Source organism: Thiomicrorhabdus sp. Milos-T2 (assembly GCF_000702325.1).
Taxonomy (GTDB): Bacteria; Pseudomonadota; Gammaproteobacteria; order Thiomicrospirales; family Thiomicrospiraceae; genus Thiomicrorhabdus.
Window position 1 is genome coordinate 216,711 of record NZ_KL370892.1, and the last position, 20,652, is coordinate 237,362.

Genomic DNA, 20,652 nt, shown 5'->3' on the forward strand with positions numbered 1-20,652 from the left:
CTATATGAGCGATAAAATAAACCAAATTCAAGCATCTTATAACCCTGCTGAAGACAGAATACTCTTAAATATAAAAACACTCAATGAACAAGTCTATCTAGCTTGGATTACTCGTCGTTTTATGAAAATCTTTATTCCTGTTCTACATGGTCAACATCCAACAAATGGGCAGGCTTTATTTGATGAAAAAAAATCACAAATTTCTGAGATTGAAAAACAGAAAACTCAGTTATTAGGTGATTATGAGAGTGAATATAAAAAACCTGAAAACCCAAATTATCCTCTTGGTGAATCACCGATTCTTTTAGCAAAAATAACCTTTAAAGAAATCTACAGCGAAAATGCCCAATTAGTACTAGAACCCGAATCAGGACAAGGCATTGTTTTGCCTTATCACTCTGATTTACTAGGGCCTTTAATAAAAATTTTCTCCCAAGCGTTAAATAGCTCAGATTGGTCATTAGATATTGACCCAATTCTTGAAGTCCCTAAAGAAACAACTCGTTTGCAATAGGTTTTAATAAAGGAGCCTTGCAAAGATAGCTATGCGAAAGAAAAATTTGATAAAAAATTTCTAATTTGAGCATAAAAACTTCAAATAAGTTACCAGGCCTGGTAAAACTCCAAAAAATATCTTTTCAAAAAATGAAATGTCTTGTTTTCAAAAATCCGATAATTCACTCTTTAATAGAAACCTTTTCACGAAATACGCACGAAAGCAAAATACACGTTAGTAGACCTTGAATCTGAAAATTTACTTAATTAATACTGAAACTTGTGAAAGCTTTCTTACCCGCTTTATTACCCGTTTTATTCCCCCTCTTTATTTAGTTTTTTTAAAACTCTTTTTTAAAGACTACTTCGTTTTAATTTATATTTTTCAATAGATTGATATAAATTAACTTCACTTTTTAGTGCTATATAGCATATGATTAAAAAGAGTTTTTTTAAACTTGTGTTACGAAGAAGTAATACTTTGAGACTTTTACGCGAAGCTATTCAAAGAAATAGTATTAGTAATAAGCTCTCAATCTTTAGCTATCATGTGGAGAAGCTTATGCAGAAATCTCATCAACCTGACTTAATACCAATGAGTCAAAAAATCGTTTTTGGGCTTGGAATGCTCGGTAATCAAATGTTCCCAGCGGCACTCGGTGTGTTTATGGTGGTACTCGTTCAAAGTTTAGGAATTCACCCCGTTCTTTGGGGTTTACTTTTTTTTATTCCTCGCTTAGTCGATGCCATTACTGACCCTATTATGGGCTTTATATCAGATAACACAAAATCTCGTTGGGGCCGCCGCCGACCTTACGTTTTTGTTGGCGCTTTATTAGCTGGCTTCAGTTTTATAGCGATGTGGCAAATCTACCCCGAAAATGGTCAGATTTATAATTTTTGGTACTTTTTAATCCTATCGCTATTTTTCTATTTTGGAATGACTCTCTTTTCGACACCTTATGTTGCTATGGGTTACGAGATGAGTTCAGATTATCATGAAAGAACTCGTTTAATGGCGGTTGCTCAATGGCTTGGTCAATGGTCTTGGGTAATCGTTCCTTGGTTTTGGATGATAATATACAACCCGGACTGGTTTACCGGTGCTGCAGAAGGTGCTCGTGAATTAGCTTTTTGGGTTGGTATAGGCTGTTTATTATTATGTCTTGTACCTGCTGTTTTTGGTAAAACCCAGCCTTCTCCTGAAAAAGTTGAAGATATTTCTTTAAAGAATATAAAACAAAGCACCACTCATCTACTTGATGGACTTAAAGAAGTTCTTAAACATAAAGATTTTCGCCGAATTTGTATTGCGACCTTTCTAATATTTAATGCATTTAATACCGTTGCTGGGTTCTCTTTTTTTATTATTGTCTACTATATGAATGGCGGTGATGTGCCTGCTGCTGGTAATTGGCCGGCATGGTTTGGATCATTAAGTGCACTTGCTACCTGTTTTTTAGTTATACCTATTGTGACTTTTTTATCACAACGTGTTGGAAAGCGTAAAACCTTTCTTATTACTCAGGGAATATCTCTAATTGGTTATGCTATGTTTTTATGGGCTTTTCAACCAGAAAATCCTTACTTAATGTTCTTACCGTTACCCTTATTTGCTTTTGGTATTGGAGGACTATTCACCTTAATGATGTCGATGACTGCAGATATTTGTGATTTGGATGAACAAAAATATGGTGTACGTAGAGAGGCAACTTTTGGTGCTGTATATTGGTGGATGGTTAAAGTTGGATTCGCTATTGCAGGAATGTTAAGTGGGTTTATCTTATGGTTAATCGGATTTGACCAAACAATAGCTCAACAAACGCCAGAAACACTTGAAGGCTTATTATTAGCTTACGTTTTAGTACCGAGTATTGGAACGATTCTCGCCATGTGGGTAATGAAAAACTACGGCTTAAGTGAAACTAAAGTTCATCAAATACGTGCTGAACTTGATCTACGCCATAAACTGGCATAAAAACAAACTATTGAGCGTTTTGCACGAATCATCGTGCGAACGCAAAGTGCGTTAAGATTATTTGATTTAGACAAAAAATTAACCACCCCATGCAGGGTAAGAGAGAAAACAGTCAACTTTTGACCTTACTTGATTGCCTATAACCTTCTACCAAGTTCTCTTCATAAAGAAGCGATTGTTCATCTTACAAATTAACTGGAGTTTTACTGGCTTTTTAAAGGCAAAGTAATTTTAGGTTTTCTATTTGAATAATAAACACCCCAATGCTTTTCAGCTTTGGCCTCAGCATTCACTCCATCATGGCCACCTTTCCAGTTTTCATCAAAAGCCTCAAAATAAAATGAAACAATCTTTTCTTTATTGATCCATTCATTATATTGCGTAAAAAACTTTTCTAAATTGGCAACATTTGCCTTGCCAATTAATCCACCTTCATAAGTGCCATCGTTATAAATTCGGCTGGTTGGCCAACCCGTTTCGCCTAAAACTATTTGCTTATTTGGGTAACGGCTTTGAATATCTTTATAAATACCCTGCGTCCACTTCAAACTGCCTTTTAATGTTTTGTTGTTCCAAAAAGCATAGGCATGCAAGCCAATAAAATCGATTTCTTTTGCAATTTTTTTGGCCGCAGGTTTATTCCAAAAATTGTAGTCATCATTCACGGTAACAGGCTGTTGAATCGACCTTTTTGTTTGACGGATATAATTCACTATTGGCTTGAAATCATTAACCTTATGAGCGGACCAATCAACAAAAATCTCATTTCCAAGATTAACCGCTACAATTATATCTGGATAGGTATTTGCAAGCTTAATCACTCTAGAGACTTCAGCATCATTTTGCTGCTGAGTCTGCTTACCTGAAATCCAAGCACCTTGCATCACTTTTATTTTTAGATCATTTTCATGAATGACCTCCAGAACTCTTCTAGAGTTCTGACTAGTGTCATACAAACGAATCAAATTCCAATGTTTAGACAATATTTTAAGGTCTTCTAATATATTCTCTTTAGGTGTTAGACTCTTTTTATCTGGAGACTCACCATCGCGGTATGAGGAATAAGAAATGCCATTCCCAACCCAATTACCACCTATACTGGGGGCAAATACGGTATTAGAACTGGCATAAACTAAGCTACCCTGAATTAATACCAAAAATACAGCTAAACTAACTAAGATGATTTTGCGCAGATTCATAATAATCTCTCCCTAAATAAAGGTCTCTGATAACAGTAAAATCAACAAGAGCCTTGTTAAAACAATTCATTTAGAGACCTTTGCATGAGATAGGTGCGAAAGAAAAATGAGGGGAAAATTGCCTGATTGCGGCGGAAAACGCAGGGAATAGCTAGCTATTCGCAAGTTGTCGCCCATCGGAAGTGTCCTTGGGGCACAACAAAAATCAGGTGAATTTTAACCATTTTTACTCGTGCATACTCTCGTGCCAAGATCTCATTTAGGCTATGGGCTTAAATAATATGAGAACTTTTCAGTTTGGTTATGAGTCTCTCCTCGCACAGCTACCTCTAACAATAAGGTTAGCTGACAAAGAGACATGTTGAAAAGTTAAAGGTTTGTTATCAAGAATTTGCTTAAGCATACTAAATGCATGGTGTGCAATTTCTTGTGTTGGTACAGCAATAGTCGTTAACGCTGGAGTAACTTGACTAGCGACTTGAATATCATCAAAGCCAATGACACTAATATCGCCTGGTATTCGAACATTAGCGGCTTTTAAACGCTGTATAGCACCCAAAGCCATAGAGTCATTAGAACAAATAATTGCTTGTGGTAATTCATCTTGCTGTAAAAAATAATTGGCTCCATCAACCCCTGATTCAAACGAATAGTTTCCGTAAAAAACCAGGTCTTCACTATTTACCAAACCAAAATCAATAACTCCCTGTCTATAACCATTTAAACGATTACGTCCTACATCTGAATTATTTAAACCTGTCATAAATGCCACTTTTTTATGACCTAATTTATTGAGATATTCAACTGTTGAATAATCAGCGGTAAAGTTATCAATGACTACAGAAGGAATTGTTTGATCTTTTGATGCATTATCTATAGCCAAAACAGGCAGCTGCTTTTTCATTTGCGCAATAATCGCTTCATTGTGTGGAAAACAAGTCGCAATCACGCCATCAACTTTTTTTAACACCTTACTTAGGCGCTCTGCATCAGCATCTGAAAAATAAATAACCGTAAAATCATATTTTGCCGCCTCTTTTTCAATGGCGTTGTAAATCATCGAGTAATAAGGGCTAGATATACCCAACTTAATACGCTGATCAATAAAATAGCCAATTGTTGAATGCTTTACATTTTTTTCTTTATTAACGAACGTACCCTTCTTAGGCACTTTAAAAAGTACATTTTTATGAACAAGATTAGTGATTGCTTTTCTTACCGTCATGTAAGAAAAACCAAACTCTTTAGCAAGCGTGCGTTCACCAGGTAACTTATGCTGAATTTGCTTATCCTGAATGGCTTTAATAATAGATTCTTCTACTATTTTATATTTTGGAGTGGTTTTTTTACTCATAGTCAAACCAATAATAAAGTCCTCAAAAAAAGTTAATTTCGAACATTGCGCAAATGGGGATCGCAAAAAATGTGCAAAAATTTCTCGACTTAACCTCTCGGTCATCGAGTTTTTTGTTTATCTGATTTAGGCGAAAAATTCAGCCCATAATTAGTAGATACCTTTGCCAGAGTCACTAATTACTAATCTTAATGATTCTACTAAAGAGTGAACTTAAATTTCTGTATTTCTTTAAAACTGCTACATAGCAGTAACTATAAAACAATTAGCAGCAATTAATTATAAGTGTTTTTTATTCAATATAGCATTTACTAATGACCATAACTTATTGTTTTTAATGCTTGACTAGAGTATTTAAGCTTGTTTATCATGCTATATAGCATAGATAAATAAAAATTAAAATATTGTCAAAAATTGTATAAATAAGTCATGACACAGAGGAGTGAGATGATGAAAAAATCTAGCCAAAGACGGCTTCTAGCCACATTAGCTTTAGCCATTGCTACTGGACTAGCTGGTTGTGGTAGCGGTGAAAAAATTACAGCTCCTACTTCTCTAGGTTTTTCAGCTATTGATGGATATCTTTCAGGGATGTTCTGTTATGCCGATATGAATAGCAATAAAGTTTATGACCAAAGCATAGATATTGCAGCAACAAGTTTGACAGATGCAAAAGGTAATTTCACCATTACTGGCGTTGGTATTGAAAACACGTCTACAATTTGCCGAGCTGAAGCCAATTCAAGAGATCAAAGTACTGGGGAAACTTTTAGTGGTCAATTAAGTGCACCTCCAGGATCTAAACACGTCACTCCAGTCACTACTTTAATCATGGCGCTTGGTGGAGATAGTACTGCTGAAGCCTCAGTTAGATCTCTTTTAGGTTTAGATAATGCGATAGACCTTAAAGCCGACCCTCTTAGCAACCCTGCGCTTGCAAAAGCTGCCGCTAAAATTCAGGCAATTGTTGCAGCGGTAACCAACGCAATTAGTCAACAGACCGGAGCTACTCAACCGAGTCAAAAAAATGCGATTGCGGCAGAAGCATTTAAAGCTATAGCCAAAAATGTAACGGGGCAATCAACACCTTTATCAGATACCGTATTTTTAAACAATATAATCAATGATACCACCGCGGCTACTACAGGATCTACAAGCAATGATGAGTCTAACAATCTAGGCAATGCCTTGGTTGATATTATGAACAATATCGATAGCGAATATGATTCTGTTATTACTCAAGTACAAGCAGGAACTTTATCTGATGACGAACTAGAAAATGCCCTTAATAATGCACAATCTAATAGCTCATCAAATAGTCAATTAGAGACTGCCTTTACAAATAATGGGGTCAACCTAACGAGTAACTCGCTTCAATTAAATGGTGACCTTAATATTGATGAATCTGATGCAACCATAGGAAGCCCTACAAAAGCTCTTTATTCAAGCAATGGTTATAATGATCCCGAAACCTTTGCTGGTGAATTCCCTCTTTCAGCATTTGATAGCGGGGCTTCATTTGACGCTAGCGTAACAACTGACAATTCGTTTGATCGTGTTTTTTCTGTAGCAAGTGGCACGGGTTATGGCAAAAATATTGCCCTTGCAGCCTTTGTAAATTACTCGCCTGGTTTTTTGTCAGCTTATGACACTTTCAAAATTAAAGTAAAAGGGTCACCAAGCAATAAAGTTAAAATCGCATTTTTCACAAGAGAAGGCGTAACCAAAAGCCAAGAAAGCGCTGTAACTGTTGACCTAAGTACATATGAAAATGCCAACGACATTGGTAATGGCTGGTATGAAGTTAGCATTCCTTTTTACAAATTCAGCAATAATTCTCAAGCGAACTTAGACTTACAAACCTCTTGGTACATTAGACCAACAGATGAATTGGATACCCCTTTCACCTTCTATTTTACGGACGTTGAATTGGCGTTTGAAGGCCAAGTAGAGCCAGTAACTCCTCCGTCAACCCTTTTAATTTCTAACGGAGATTTCTCAAATACCACCGCGGGTTGGTCTGGCAATGCATTTAATGTCGTTGATGGCGCTAACTTCGCTAATGTGACTTCTGCAGGCAATCCTTATGATGTTAATTTAAGTAATGTCACAACTTTAGAACAAGGTCAAACTTATACCCTTTCATTCAAAGCGAAAGGGACTGCTGGCAGAACCATGATTGCTGGGGTTGGTTTAAATGAAAATCCTTATACCAGTGCGACTGAAACCACAACCTTGACCAGTGATTATCAAACCTTTACTTATACTTTTTCAAATATCGCCTTTGGCGGCGCCAACAGTCGTGTTTTATTTGACTTAGGTGCGGATACCGGTGAAGTATTCATTGATGATGTTACTTTGGTTAAAGACGTTGCACAACCATCTTCTACTTACCAACTTGTCTGGTCAAACGAGTTTGACACTGACTCTCTTGCAAACTGGAACATTGAAACGGGTTATGGACCAAACTCTGATGGTTGGGGAAATGATGAGAGCCAGCTTTATACTAACGATGCTGCAAATGTTAGTGTTGCAAATGGTGATTTAGTGATTACAGCAAAATGTGATTTAAATGTAGATGGAACTTGTGGCATAAGAAATGATGCAATTACCTCTGCACGCTTAAACACTAAAGATAAGGTTGAATTCCGTTATGGAAAAATCGAAGCACGAATTAAAGTGCCAGCAGGCATGTCTACCTGGCCAGCTTTTTGGATGCTTGGTGCAGCTTTTCCTGATACCCAATGGCCAGATGTTGGAGAAATGGATATTATGGAAGTCTGGCAAACTGGAGGTGCAAGTTTAAACCAGTCCAACTCAACCATTCATTACTCTGAAAATGCCGGACATGTTATAGATTCAGGAGACCTTGTATTAACAGATTCTCTTGCGGATGATTATCATATCTGGGCTTTAGAATGGACAGAAACATCACTTGCCTTTTCTATTGATGGCCAAGCCTATAAAACCATTGATATTTCAGATGCTAAGTACGCAGCTTTCAAACAACCTTTCTTCTTGTTGTTGAATATTGCCATTGATGGGACTCTAGGTGGCGCACCAGATGCGATTATTAATACGCCCCAGAAAATGTTAGTGGATTACGTCAAGCTCTATCAAGACGCAAGTAACACAAATAATTTGTTTACAGAAGCCAATGCAACCCCACAAGCATTAACCTTAACAGTAAAAGCGGATAATGCCTCTGCTGTTAGGATGACCGGACCTTTCTGGGGATGGGATCCAGCAGGTGGACCTGAAGCGACTGACAATGGTGATGGTACTTGGACAGTGACTTTAGATCCTGCTCCAACTGCTGACATGGAATATTTATGGGTTGTTGATGGTGTTCAGGAAAATCTTACTGACAACGCTAACCCAGATTATTCCTGTACTCCAATAACTGACAACGCCACTTATGCAAACCGTCAGTGGACCGTGGGATCAGCTAATGTCACTGATGATATTTTTGACAGTTGCGCAATACCTTTAACCTTAACCGTGTCTGCGAACAATGCCTCTGCTGTTAGGATGACCGGACCTTTCTGGGGATGGGATCCAGCAGGTGGACCTGAAGCGACTGACAATGGTGATGGTACTTGGACAGTGACTTTAGATCCTGCTCCAACTGCTGACATGGAATATTTATGGGTTGTTGATGGTGTTCAGGAAAATCTTACTGACAACGCTAACCCAGATTATTCCTGTACTCCAATAACTGACAACGCCACTTATGCAAACCGTCAGTGGACCGTGGGATCAGCTAATGTCACTGATGATATTTTTGACAGTTGCGCAATACCTTTAACCTTAACCGTGTCTGCGAACAATGCCTCTGCTGTTAGGATGACCGGACCTTTCTGGGGATGGGATCCAGCAGGTGGACCTGAAGCGACTGACAATGGTGATGGTACTTGGACAGTGACTTTAGATCCTGCTCCAACTGCTGACATGGAATATTTATGGGTTGTTGATGGTACACAGGAGAACTTACTCGATAACAGCCCTCAAGATTTATCATGTACGCCTGTTACCGATAACGCTAATTATGCGAACCGTCAGTGGCTGCTTGATTCACCAAATATAACCGGAGATGTGTATGACTCCTGTCAACCTTAATGCAGGAAATTTAGCAGCAATTCAATATCGTAACAGGATTAGGGGATAAAAATGACATCCAACAAATCAATGAATAAAAGCAAACTAACCGTCTGCTCAATTTTTCTTTCTGCTGGTTTATTATTTACAAGTCAAGCCATTGCAATGCACGATGTAAAACTCAATAGCGATGAGAAAGGCTCAAAACTTCAAGTAGACGGTAAGGACTTCTTTGTTAAAGGAGTTGTTTGGGGCTACAGTCCTAGAGATGAAAACTTTACTTATAATCTTTGGGGGCAACCTGAGGAAGATATCCGAGCAGTGCTTGATTATGACTTTGGATTAATGAAAAAAGCAGGGATTAATGCCATTCGTACTTTTATGATGATTCCGCCTAAGTGGGTGGAATATGTCTATAAAAGATATGGCATTATGACAGCCGTTAACCCGCTCATGGGTCGTTACGGTGCAACCATTAATGGTACATGGGTTGAAAACACAGACTATTCTGACCCTGCTACCCGTAAAGCATTAAAACAGCAAGCACTCGACGTAGTAAGACGATACAAAGATACACCGGGTGTTTTAATGTTTGCCTTCGGTAACGAAAGTAACTACGGATTAAGCTGGAAAAGCTTTGAGATTGAAAACCTACCAGTTGGTGAGCAAAACCATGCTAAAGCTGAATTCCTTTACTCTTTATTTGATGAAGTCATCGATGAAGGTAAAAAAATCTCCCCTAATCATCCTTTTACCATTGTCAATGGCGATATTCAATATTTAGATATCATCGCCAAAGAGGGTGATGACTGGGACTTATTAGGGGTTAACGCCTACCGAGGTAAAAGCTTTACTAAGCTTTGGAGTGATGTAAAGACTAAATACAATAAACCTGTTTTACTGTTTGAATTTGGTGCAGATGCCTTTAATGAAAAAGCATTTAAAGAAGACGAACGCTCTCAAGCTGAATACTTAAAAGCCCAATGGGAAGAAATGTATAGTCAAGCTTACGGTAATGGCGCAGAAGGCAATTCTTTAGGTGGCTTTATATTTGAGTGGCGTGACGAATGGTGGAAATATAAACAGACCGAAAACCTAGATAAACACGATAAACACGCGTCTTGGTCTAATGGAGGTTATAAGTACGACTTTCAAGAAAATGCTAATAACATGAACGAAGAATGGTGGGGAATTAACCGTTTAGGTAAAGCCAATTCTGATGGCGTTTATGAGGCTGAAACCCGTTTAGCACTCGACGTATTAACTCAAGTTTGGAAAGTAAATCCTTACCAAAAAAGCAAGACCAGCAAAAAGAACGCTTCAATCGATATGGATGCTTTAGCAGATTATCGTTCAAAAAATGCTCAAAGAAGCGATGCCTTAATGGGTAATGACACTTTTAGATTGACCGGTGCTCGTATTAAAGTAGAAGGTATTAATAACGGATTGGGTGGCCCTATAGAAGATAAAGGCATTAGTAGTGGCTCTAAAACAGACGGTGGAGTCATGGGCTTTACTGATTTTGAGTTTGAGCCTAATTCAAAGTTTAGAAGCGCTTTTACCCTCAACTACACGCCTAATGCTGCAGATAGTATCTTTGAATTTAGATATGGTGATCGAGTTAATGATGATAAAGACAATCAATTAGAAGTTTACAGTTTTGATGCTAACTACAATGCTGAGAATTATGATTTAGATCTTTTCTACCATGTGCCGCGTTATCACTGGGGTTATGAAGGAGACTTTTTTGGTTTGGTCAGAGAAACCACTGATATGACAGGACCAAATGGCCAAGATATTTGGAATGCAAAAGCCCCTTACGGATTTCAATTTGATGGTAAAAAGGCTTTAAAAGGTTTTACATTACTTGCTGGGCCTGAAGTCTACTGGGGAGCCAACCCTAAATTTATTGCAAAATATCGTTTTGGTGACCAGCAGCAGTATTCTATTATGCATTCACAAGATTTTGATAGAGCGGGTAGTGCGGATGGTGGTCAAGCGACTCAAAGAAAACAAGCTCAAACAACCGTACAAGGTGAATTTAATTTAAGTCCTGACACTAAATTACAAATGGGTGCCATCGTTTCTGGGCGAGACAAAATTGGTGAAAAATACAAAAAAGTTAATAACGGCAGCCTAACCGAAAAGGAAATTGAATTTAAAGACACTCTGGGCATTAAGGCTAAAATCCAACACACACTAGCCAATAACGCAAAACTCATCGTAGCTGGGCAGTATGCTGGGCTTGTAGCAGATGCCGGAGACCCTTTAACGGAATTTGGAACCAATCTTCCCTACTCCGGATTAGGAAACAAAGCGGTTGCAGAAGTGGGAATGCAATTAAATTATGGTAATTTTATGCTATACCCTCGTCTGTTTGCTCGAGATAACCTCATAGATTCTATGACATATCCTGGATCAACACCACGTGATACAGACAGTGACCCATTTGCTGTTTTGGGTAACCGAAAAGTGCGAGCTGCTGAGTTTATGCTAACTTATGACCCAACACCGGCAACGCCTTTTTATAACTGGGACAATGATATGCGTGAAGATGCTAAATTAGCCTTCAACGTTGGGTTAACCTATATGGACTATGGCACCAAAACAGATGCTTACAGAGCTTATTTCTCAGATACTAATTTTCAAGGAGAAGCGGCATTTGCAAGTGGTTTAGATTCAGATCAACTTTGGCTGCTATCATCAAAAATTGTACTTAACCCAAGTAATCAATACCGTGCAATCATTCGCACAAGTATGGGTAAAGAGCAGACAACCGGCTCTCCAGTTCCTGCAACTAATTTTAGAAGCATAGATGCGAAACTGGTTTATAAAAATCGTCATATAATAACGGCATCTTTTGCTCAAGATAAATGGGGTCCATATGACTTCCAACGTCAATTTGGCATCGTTTATCCAGAACAATATAAGCTTTCCTATAGCTACTTACTTGATAAAGGCGTTAGAGAAGCAAATTCAAGCAAAGTTGGCATTAAATTGTTCTATCGAACTCTTGATAAAGATAGTCCAGAGTATCGTTTGAATCTAGCAAATGGCGATTATTACATCAACTCTGATATGTATGAAGTGCAGACCTTTATTGAATATCACTTTTAGAGAAGCTTGCACGCCCGATAAGTTAAGAACCAATTATAGTTAAAGGAGCATAAATTGGATAACCTGATAAGTGAAAAAACAACCGGTAAGTTTGTTGAACTTAAAAATGAACGATATTACCTAATTGAAAACATCGACTCGATGCCTAACTTTTTTATGAGCATAGTATCGCACAGTGATCATTGGTTGTTTATCTCATCAAATACAGGGTTAACTGCGGGTCGTGTATCTTCTGATTCTGCCTTATTTCCCTATGCCGCCGTAGACAAAATACAAGACAGCGCAGAACATAGTGGTAATAAAACGATATTAAGAGTTAAATCAAAAGACAGCACAGATAGCAAAGATAGCTGGGTCATTTGGGAACCTTTTAAACCTTTAACGACTCAACAAAAAGACTTAAAGCGAAACCTTTATAAGCATGTACTTGGAAACAAAATATGCTTTGAGGAGTTTAATGAGACTCTAAATATGACTTTTCGTTTTACTTGGAATGTTAGTGACGAATTTGGTTTTGTGGTTGAATCTGAAATTATTAATCATTCCACGCAAACATTAGAATTAGAAGTGATGGATGGGTTGCAAAATATTCTACCTGCTTCAGTACCAACAGAAGTACAGACCAACGCAAGTAATCTGGTTGATGCATATCGTTTCAACGAACAGGAGCATGAAACCGGTGTAGCCATATTTTCACTCTACTCTGGCATTACTGATAAGCCAGAACCTGTGGAAGTTCTAAAAGCCAATACTGCTTTTCAAATAGGTTTAGATAACCCTCAAATACTTCTTAGCTCCAGGCAAATTAATGCATTTACATCAGGCAAAGACCTACAGCCTGAAGAAACCATTCGCGGCATTCGGGGGGCATATTTTGTAATTTCAAGCTTACAATTACAGCCCGGCTGTAACAAAGAATGGAAAATCATTGCTAACGTCGAACAAAATCAAACAGAAATTGTTCAACTTATTTCAAGATTAAAACAAAACCCTACCTTACTCAATCAGGAACTAGAGAAAACCATTAAAAGCGGTTCTGAGAAATTAAAAGATTTAATTTCTCAGGCTGATGGCCATCAACTTACTGGCAGCGAAATGGATGATGTTCATCATTATTCTAATGTGCTATTCAATTCTATGCGTGGCGGAGTATTTGATGATCAATATTGGATTAACTCTAGTGAATTTGCTAAAAATATTGAACATTTCAATAAAGTTATTTTTGAAGAACATGCTAATTTTTTTACAGGCCTGCCAAAGCAAATATCGTTGCTTGAACTACGTGAAAAAATTGCTCTAGAAAATAACAGCCAATTAGAGCGATTATGTTCTGATTATTTACCTATTACCTTTGGTAGAAGACATGGCGACCCAAGCCGACCTTGGAACCGATTCTCTATTAATATAAAAGATAATTCAGGCAATAGAATTCTGGCCTATGAAGGTAATTGGCGTGATATTTTTCAAAATTGGGAAGCTCTTTTATTAAGCTATCCAGAGTTTATTGAAAACGTAATCTCCAAATTTGTAAACTCTAGCACAATAGATGGTTACAACCCCTATCGCATTACTAACAAGGGTATTGATTGGGAAATAGAAGACCCAAAAGATCCTTGGAGTTACATAGGCTATTGGGGTGATCATCAAATTATCTATTTGCTTAAGCTTCTGGAATTATCCAACAAATATCATCCAAAAAAATTAGCTGAGATGCTTAGCAAGTCTATCTATTCTTATGCAAATGTACCTTATAGAATTGCGTCTTTTGACAAACTATTGCTCGATCCCAAAAACACGGTTAAATACGACGAAGATGAAGAGCAACTGATTCAGAAAAGAATAAAATCCATGGGGGCTGACGGAAAGTTAGTTTTGAATTCTAATGGAGATGTCTATCAAGTTAACTTACTAGAAAAATTACTGGTGCCTCTATTATCTAAATTAAGTAATTTTGTGCTTAGAGGTGGGATTTGGTTAAACACCCAGAGACCAGAATGGAATGATGCTAACAATGCATTAGTTGGGCAAGGACTCTCGATGGTGACTCTTTATTATATGAGACGCTATGTAGATTTTTTACAACAAATATTGCAAACTCAACAGAACCAAGCGGCGTGCTCCACCGAAGTCGTTACGTGGTTTTTAGAAACCGCCAATAGCATAGAGCAGGCCTGTAAACATCTTAATGAGCATGGTGAATTTAGTGATGCTTATCGTTTTGAAATGCTCAGTTCTCTAGGGCAATCAGCTAGTGCTTATCGTCAAAAAATATATAAATCTAAATGTTTTTCAGGTAAAACAGAATTAGACATCAATCACTTAAAATCAATGCTTAGCAACGTAACTACATTGTTAGACGACAGTATTAAATACAACCAAAGAACCGATAATCTTTATCATGCATACAATATATTAAGTATTGAAAAGCAATCGCTCTCAGTAGATTATTTATATGCTATGTTAGAAGGCCAGGTATCGGTGCTAAGCTCTGGCACACTTGAAAAAAATGATGTCATTACATTGTTAAAAAGCCTATTTAAGTCTGACCTGTTCCGTGAAGATCAAAAGACCTTTATGCTATATCCAGATGAACCGCAAAAACCTTTCTTGCAAAAAAATTCTATCTCTCTTGCTCAAATAGATGAGGATAAAAATTTAAGTCAATTAGTCAAAGTTAATGATCAAATCATTATCGTTAAAGATGACATCCTCCAAATATATCGTTTTCATCATGAAATCATAAATTTAGAAATATTAAATAACAAATTAGATAGTTTAAAAACTCAATTAGGAACTCAATTTGAAATAGTTAAACTAGCCGTAGTCAATCTCTATAAAGACATTTTTAATCACAAAGAGTTCACCGGACGGTCTCATGGAATGTTTGGTTTTGAGGGTCTTGGTTGTATTTATTGGCACATGGTATCTAAGTTACTTTTAGCCACACAAGAAAGTTTTTTTCACGCTATTGCAACCCATGCATCCACAAATGAAATTACCGAATTAGGACAACTCTACTATAGAATTAGAGAGGGTATCGGCTTTAATAAAACACCGGCTGAGTATGGTGCTTTCCCATATGATCCTTACTCACACACGCCCAAACATTCTGGCGCCCAACAACCAGGCATGACCGGCCAGGTTAAAGAGGAAGTATTAACTCGTTTTGGAGAACTTGGCATTCAAATTAAGAATGGTATTGTTCATTTTGCTACTGACCTTTTAAGAAAAACAGAATTTAATTCCGCCCAGAACAACTTTGAATATTTGGCTGTATCTGGTAAACGCCAGAATCTAATGCTGCCAGAAAATTCAATTGCTTTTACAGTTTGTCAGACACCCATAATTTATAAATTAGTAAATAAGGACAGTTATTTAGTGATCAAATGGAGTGATGGTCGATTAGAAACACGTGATGAGTTAAATCTATCAGTTCAAGAAAGCGAAGAAATCTTTAAAAGAACAAATAAGATTATTAGTCTTGAAGTGGGTCTTGATGAATCTAAATTCAATTTTTAATCCACTCACGCTTTCAGATAATGTTAGCAATATCTAAGTTACGCTACGAGACCTTTTCATCCCTAACTCTTGCAAAGGTCTCAATTAAAATCTCCCCACAAATTTAGCGTTGTAGTTTGATTTTGATTTTTTATTCATCAAGTACGCCCAGTCTGGCAAATCCTTAGCATCCTTTGCGTTTACCGACAAATCTACCTGATAGCGCAATTGTTTGGTCAAACTGGCCTCTCCTGTTAATTTCCAATCTTTTGTTTGTCCATCAAGACTACTTAAAATTTGCGAATCTTTTAAATGACTCGTTAAACTAATGGGTGGAAATACATTGTTCATGGCCTTAACATCCTTAAACTGAATATTAGCATCAAATGCACTAAACCAATTTAGCTGTGGCTTATATTCAAAGGTTAATTGTTTGATATTGACCAGGCCTGCTATGTTTTGAAACACAGCTGCTTGTTCTGGTTCTAATGCAATCAACTTGGAATCTAACGAGTCCAATTGCAGTTGCCCTTGTGAGGTTTGCCAAACAAGGGTTTGGTTTTGAGCACTTGATAACAAGCTTGTTGATAAATGACCTCTTAGTAAAGTCTTATCTGAGAAGGATTTGCTAGATCGTTCAGAAGAACTAGATGCGTTATTTAATTGCCAATCAATATCAGCTGATAAATTAGCCCATAAAAGAGGTAATAAATTCAAATGAAATTGAATAATACCTAACGGCATGTTTTTTGGATTCGGTTTTGAAGTATTTGCAGAAATTTGATTGAAATGAGGATTTGTCACCAAACTGACATCAAGCTCACCTTGCCAAATTGTTCCACGTGAAGAATTTATTTTAAGATGTTGGGATGCATTAATTTTAGATTCAAGCATCTGTTTAATTTGCGGTTTAGAGACTAGCCAATTTAAAGGAAGATTGATTAGAATAGAAACTAGAAAAGTCACCACAAATAAAATGGTCAATCCAATAATACGTTTGTTATTCATGCCAAATAAATTCCGATTTTTAAAATTGCCATTAATTTAAACCCTTGCGTCTTGTTATTTCTTATCTGGTTAACTTAAATTGAATATCCGCTTTTACCAGGCCTGGTGTTAATGCTGTAATTGACACCTTATCAGGCACTAAACCCTGCAATTCAAGCTGTTCTAACCACTTAAATAAGCGAGCTCCATTAACCGACTCAAAGGCAACTTTGCCACCTTGATTAATGCCTTGTATGGTTTTGATATCTTTAAACAGATTTTGGCGTTTAAGGCTACGTTGTAACAACGTTATTAATTGTTCTTTACTCTTTAAAATACCGTTTGAATTTTGACGATTTTTAGGCAAATGATTTATGGCATTAACTTGTTCATTCAACCACTGCCACTCTTGTTGAGCCAGATATAATTGCTTCTGAGCATTTTGTTTATTTGAGGTTATTGGAGCCCAAATCAGCAAATACATAATCACCACAATCAAAAAAGCTAACAGCACTTTTAACAGAACCTGTTCACGGCTATCTAAAGTTGACCAGGCCTGGTTAATTTGCATCAACATAAATGACTCCTTGTGCCTGATTTGAACTGACATTTTTTAGGGTTAATCGCATAGAAACCTTGGTAAGTTCAGAGTCTACCAGGCCTGGCTTATTATTTGCCAAAGCGGGTTCTTTTTTAGATAACGCAATCACCTTTTGTAAATCCGCTGAACTGGGTGCGCTTACCTTAAAAGATAAGAGATTTGACTTTGCGCTTCGCTGCCAAAGCATTTGCTCAACCTTGACATTTTTTACTTGATTAAACCAAGGTTCAACCTGCTTAATGATGGAAACTAATTTAGCATTATCACCTGAGGCTAGATGATTCTGTTTTAGGTAAGTTAAGGTTTGCGATTTAATATTGACAATACGTTTAGTTTTAGGAAATAAGGTTTTAAACAATTCGGTTGTTTTCTTTTTGGTGTACGCCGTTTGTTGCTTAAGTTGTTGTGTTTGTAGCATGGTGGTCGCCAAAAATACGAATAGTATGGCTATACTAACGGCTCCAACCCAAGTGAATTGTTTCCAACTGCTACTAAGACTACTGGCGTTAGATTTGTAGTCAAACTGACTCAAACTCAGCTTTAGCACTTTGGGTAAAACTTGGCTATGGCTAGTCAATAAAGCAGATGAATTTACATCCTTTTCACTTAAGATTAAATTAATATCATCATGCGAACGATTCAACATTTTGCTTTTTAGGGTTTCATACCAGGCCTGGTTACAAGCAAAACCGTGGAACTTATCCACCCTTACCAAACAACGCTCATTCTCTAAAACTCTATTCCAGACGAGTTCCTTATCAACATTATCATTGTTAATGCTATCCGAGCTATTATGCTGACTTCTGGTTTCATCGATTCTAAAACAGTCTGCGACTAACTGCACATGCCCCAAGCCATAAGATTCAACAATCCTTTTCCAGTTTTTCATATCATCATGACGGGTTATAGCCACTGAAACCATACCCTCTTCGGTACGCTGATATGGCACAAAATGATAATGTTCTACTGCTTCACTCAAACCTTCTTCAAGCGCAAAAGGTAATGCAGCCATCCACAATGCTTTACGTTTACCAGGAACAATTACATCAGTTATGACTACCTTTTCTGTGGGTACCCAAACAATGGCAATATCACGATTTAATTTTCGTTCAATCTTTAACTTTGCTATCACTTCTTCATTATTGAGCACGGTGCCGTCTAAGCGAGTTATATGTAACTCACCCTTTAAATCTATGCTTGCTACCAACGAACCCAAGTCTAAATTCTTGGTATGTTGTTTGCGTTTACTAAGCAACACTTAACCACCTTTGAACTAACGTCACTTCACTTTTACTTTTTCGATTAAAGATAGAGAAAACCACCTGTTTAACCTCACCATAATCCACTTGTGCTTTTAATAAAAAAAATTGGGTATTGACCGAAAGAACGCCTGCAGGAATATCATTTGCGATTTCTTGAGCACTAAAACCAGTTTGTTCCTCTAAAAAATCTAAAAAGGTCTTAACCTCTTTAGCGGGTTCTTGCTTACGCACTTGGAGCCACTGTTTGGCAATATCTTCACTTAACCAATCACTTAATGCCATGATGACTGGCACATCAGCGGTATTAACATTAATTGTCGTTTCGGTAGGAAGAGCGCTAAAAGAATTGGCTAACAGATTAAACTGCCCAGGGTTTAAAACCTGCATACCTTGTAAGTTCTTTAGTTCAGAAACCATCACCATTGGTTGATTGGCGGTTCGATACGCGGGCTGATTCAACAAATAATGATCACTTTCCGCCCCCTTTTCTAAAGTCTCGTCATCGGCATCAATCCAGTCTTCAAGAACATCTCCAAACCCAATAAATGAGGATTCAGGCAAACTTTGCTGAAGAGAACGTACTATCATTTTTTTCCAGAACAAACGTTGAGCTTTGTCTGTCGACAAAACATTATTGACATTAATCTTAGCCTGTAAATCTGTCATTTCTCCACTCACCATACCGTCTGCAAATGCAACCGGTATTAAAGGTTGTGCCCACTGTTCAGCTAGGTGATCGATTTTATTATCTTCTAAATCCGCTTTTAAGCCTTTTTTAACCCAGTCTTCAAAACCAAATGCAACTGATACTGAATGTGCCTGATGAATCATATAACTACTGCGCTGAATATTTAATTGCTGGTCATATATCAACTGGCTAGAAACCATGCTGATTAAAGCAACGACCAACAATACCGTTAACAAAGCAAAACCTTGTTGCGGTTTATTAAGTTTATTAGGCTTATTCGGTTTATTAGCAGAATAACCTTTTACCATTATTCCACCCCCATAAATAAACGGGTAATGGTGCCAAATGTTTTATGCTCAATAGTAACGCGGCTAATTGCGGGCAAAGTTGTTAATGGCTCGTTCTCTGCTGGCCACTCTTTTACCCATGCCTTCTTCGCCGTTAACAACTCAATATCAAACCGTACAATATTACTAAGTAACTTGACCTTTGTAGGTTTAGTATCTTGTGCTCTATCTAAAACAGGCCAGGTTAAACGATATAAATTGCCGTTATCCAATTGATAACCCACTCTTAACAAACCACCACTTGCATTTGGTGTGACATATTGCGCAATTCTAGTAAACTCTACGCCCGTATCCTGCCGATATTGAAAGGTGGCTTGTGCTGAACCTAATTTATCTTGAATTGGGCGTGGTGCGAGTTGAATAAAATCTTGTTCCATCCACCACATAGCATGTTGAATTTTTTCATTTTCAGCACCGTGTTGCTCAACGGATGATTTTACATTAACCATACTATTAATCGATTGATAAGCCAGCACAGCAATAACCGCTGACACTCCTAAAGCAATTAATAACTCAATTAAGGTAAATCCCCTTTGAGCCTGATACTGATGAATGGGATTACTCATTCTGAGCCAACAACACTATATAAATTGGCGGAAACAGAGTCCGAACCTTTTTCAGAAACCTTTACGGACAATTTGTATATCTCTGGAATAAACGTGGGCTCTACTGCATACTCAATAGTCCAATCACGGTTAAGCATTCTTGCCGACTGTTGGCTTTCTGAGGAAGTATTACCCAGCACCTGCCGTTCAACAATGGCATTCTCCGCTAACCAAGTTGCCACCACTCTAGACTCTAAATGAGATTGATTAGAAACGGTTACCCCTAAACTTCGGCTTACGGCTGACAAAGCAATCGCAATAATTGCCAAGGCCACCATAACCTCAATTAAGGTAAAACCTTGCATGCGAATAAGTCGCGAAATATGCGTTTTAAGTAAAGGCTTAGTCAGTAACTTATCAAACCATGTTGTATTTAGCTGAGCAAAGGACTCATTGAGTTGCATAATAAAGATTCGCTTTGTA

13 protein-coding genes are annotated in these 20,652 nt (G+C 37.5%); 5 read left to right on the plus strand and 8 right to left on the minus strand.

What is annotated here, in order from left to right:
* Positions 1–4 precede the first annotated feature (4 nt).
* On the plus strand, positions 5–514 hold the full coding sequence (locus BS34_RS0111125) for a hypothetical protein (protein WP_029408585.1): 510 nt from the start codon (positions 5–7) through the stop codon (positions 512–514).
* Positions 515–1,057: 543 nt separating this feature from the next.
* Complete coding sequence (locus tag BS34_RS0111130) at positions 1,058–2,473, plus strand: MFS transporter (RefSeq protein ID WP_029408586.1); 1,416 nt, start codon at positions 1,058–1,060, stop codon at positions 2,471–2,473.
* A 203-nt stretch (positions 2,474–2,676) separates the two neighbouring features.
* Here BS34_RS0111130 and BS34_RS0111135 read toward each other — a convergent pair whose 3' ends face one another.
* Both BS34_RS0111135 and BS34_RS0111140 read right to left on the minus strand, forming a co-directional pair.
* Complete coding sequence (locus BS34_RS0111135) at positions 2,677–3,672, minus strand: glycosyl hydrolase family 17 protein (protein WP_051640872.1); 996 nt, start codon at positions 3,670–3,672, stop codon at positions 2,677–2,679.
* 301 nt (positions 3,673–3,973) lie between these two features.
* The gene (locus tag BS34_RS0111140) at positions 3,974–5,026 is read right to left on the minus strand and encodes a substrate-binding domain-containing protein (protein ID WP_029408588.1); all 1,053 of its coding nucleotides are present in this window, start codon (positions 5,024–5,026) and stop codon (positions 3,974–3,976) included.
* A gap of 450 nt (positions 5,027–5,476) precedes the next feature.
* Between BS34_RS0111140 and BS34_RS12755 the strand changes: the two genes are divergently transcribed.
* The 3 genes from BS34_RS12755 to BS34_RS0111155 are packed head-to-tail and all read left to right on the plus strand — an operon-like array spanning position 5,477 to position 15,760.
* Positions 5,477–9,145: a family 16 glycosylhydrolase gene (locus BS34_RS12755; RefSeq protein WP_051640873.1), complete on the plus strand. Its 3,669-nt coding sequence runs from the start codon at positions 5,477–5,479 to the stop codon at positions 9,143–9,145.
* 51 nt (positions 9,146–9,196) lie between these two features.
* Positions 9,197–12,241 carry a glycoside hydrolase family 2 TIM barrel-domain containing protein gene (locus BS34_RS0111150; RefSeq protein ID WP_158661015.1) on the plus strand — a complete coding sequence of 1,015 codons (3,045 nt, stop codon included), beginning with the start codon at positions 9,197–9,199 and terminating at the stop codon, positions 12,239–12,241.
* 54 nt (positions 12,242–12,295) lie between these two features.
* Positions 12,296–15,760, plus strand: a complete 3,465-nt coding sequence (locus BS34_RS0111155) for a hypothetical protein (protein ID WP_029408591.1) — start codon at positions 12,296–12,298, stop codon at positions 15,758–15,760.
* Between the two features lie 84 nt (positions 15,761–15,844).
* Here BS34_RS0111155 and BS34_RS0111160 read toward each other — a convergent pair whose 3' ends face one another.
* The 6 genes from BS34_RS0111160 to gspI all read right to left on the minus strand — a co-directional run bounded on the left by BS34_RS0111160 (position 15,845) and on the right by gspI (position 20,633).
* Positions 15,845–16,747, minus strand: coding sequence for a type II secretion system protein N (locus BS34_RS0111160; RefSeq protein WP_029408592.1), 903 nt, complete (start codon positions 16,745–16,747; stop codon positions 15,845–15,847).
* Between the two features lie 61 nt (positions 16,748–16,808).
* Positions 16,809–17,303, minus strand: coding sequence for a type II secretion system protein GspM (gene gspM / locus BS34_RS0111165; RefSeq protein ID WP_029408593.1), 495 nt, complete (start codon positions 17,301–17,303; stop codon positions 16,809–16,811).
* Positions 17,287–18,585, minus strand: a complete 1,299-nt coding sequence (gene gspL, locus BS34_RS0111170) for a type II secretion system protein GspL (protein ID WP_029408594.1) — start codon at positions 18,583–18,585, stop codon at positions 17,287–17,289. Before gspL ends, gspM begins: the two co-directional genes overlap by 17 nt.
* Positions 18,575–19,585 (minus strand): type II secretion system minor pseudopilin GspK, encoded by a 1,011-nt coding sequence (gspK, locus tag BS34_RS0111175; RefSeq protein WP_029408595.1) that lies wholly within the window; start codon positions 19,583–19,585, stop codon positions 18,575–18,577. Before gspK ends, gspL begins: the two co-directional genes overlap by 11 nt.
* Entirely contained in the window at positions 19,585–20,190 is a 606-nt protein-coding gene (gene gspJ, locus BS34_RS0111180; RefSeq protein ID WP_029408596.1) for a type II secretion system minor pseudopilin GspJ, read from the minus strand. The genes gspK and gspJ overlap by 1 nt, the downstream gene beginning before the upstream one ends.
* Complete coding sequence (gene gspI, locus BS34_RS12760; RefSeq protein WP_051640874.1) at positions 20,187–20,633, minus strand: type II secretion system minor pseudopilin GspI; 447 nt, start codon at positions 20,631–20,633, stop codon at positions 20,187–20,189. The genes gspJ and gspI overlap by 4 nt, the downstream gene beginning before the upstream one ends.
* Positions 20,634–20,652 lie beyond the last annotated feature (19 nt).

What these genes read in the sequence shown, in the direction of transcription:
- BS34_RS0111140 (WP_029408588.1), bottom strand. Translation starts at nt 5,026, where the DNA reads ATGAGTAAAAAAACCACTCCAAAATATAAAATAGTAGAAGAATCTATT.
- BS34_RS0111125 (WP_029408585.1), top strand. Translation starts at nt 5, where the DNA reads ATGAGCGATAAAATAAACCAAATTCAAGCATCTTATAACCCTGCTGAA.
- BS34_RS0111150 (WP_158661015.1), top strand. Translation starts at nt 9,197, where the DNA reads ATGACATCCAACAAATCAATGAATAAAAGCAAACTAACCGTCTGCTCA.
- BS34_RS0111135 (WP_051640872.1), bottom strand. Translation starts at nt 3,672, where the DNA reads ATGAATCTGCGCAAAATCATCTTAGTTAGTTTAGCTGTATTTTTGGTA.
- BS34_RS12755 (WP_051640873.1), top strand. Translation starts at nt 5,477, where the DNA reads ATGAAAAAATCTAGCCAAAGACGGCTTCTAGCCACATTAGCTTTAGCC.
- gspM (WP_029408593.1), bottom strand. Translation starts at nt 17,303, where the DNA reads ATGTTGATGCAAATTAACCAGGCCTGGTCAACTTTAGATAGCCGTGAA.
- BS34_RS0111130 (WP_029408586.1), top strand. Translation starts at nt 1,058, where the DNA reads ATGCAGAAATCTCATCAACCTGACTTAATACCAATGAGTCAAAAAATC.
- BS34_RS0111160 (WP_029408592.1), bottom strand. Translation starts at nt 16,747, where the DNA reads ATGAATAACAAACGTATTATTGGATTGACCATTTTATTTGTGGTGACT.
- gspJ (WP_029408596.1), bottom strand. Translation starts at nt 20,190, where the DNA reads ATGAGTAATCCCATTCATCAGTATCAGGCTCAAAGGGGATTTACCTTA.
- gspI (WP_051640874.1), bottom strand. Translation starts at nt 20,633, where the DNA reads ATGCAACTCAATGAGTCCTTTGCTCAGCTAAATACAACATGGTTTGAT.
- gspK (WP_029408595.1), bottom strand. Translation starts at nt 19,585, where the DNA reads ATGGTAAAAGGTTATTCTGCTAATAAACCGAATAAGCCTAATAAACTT.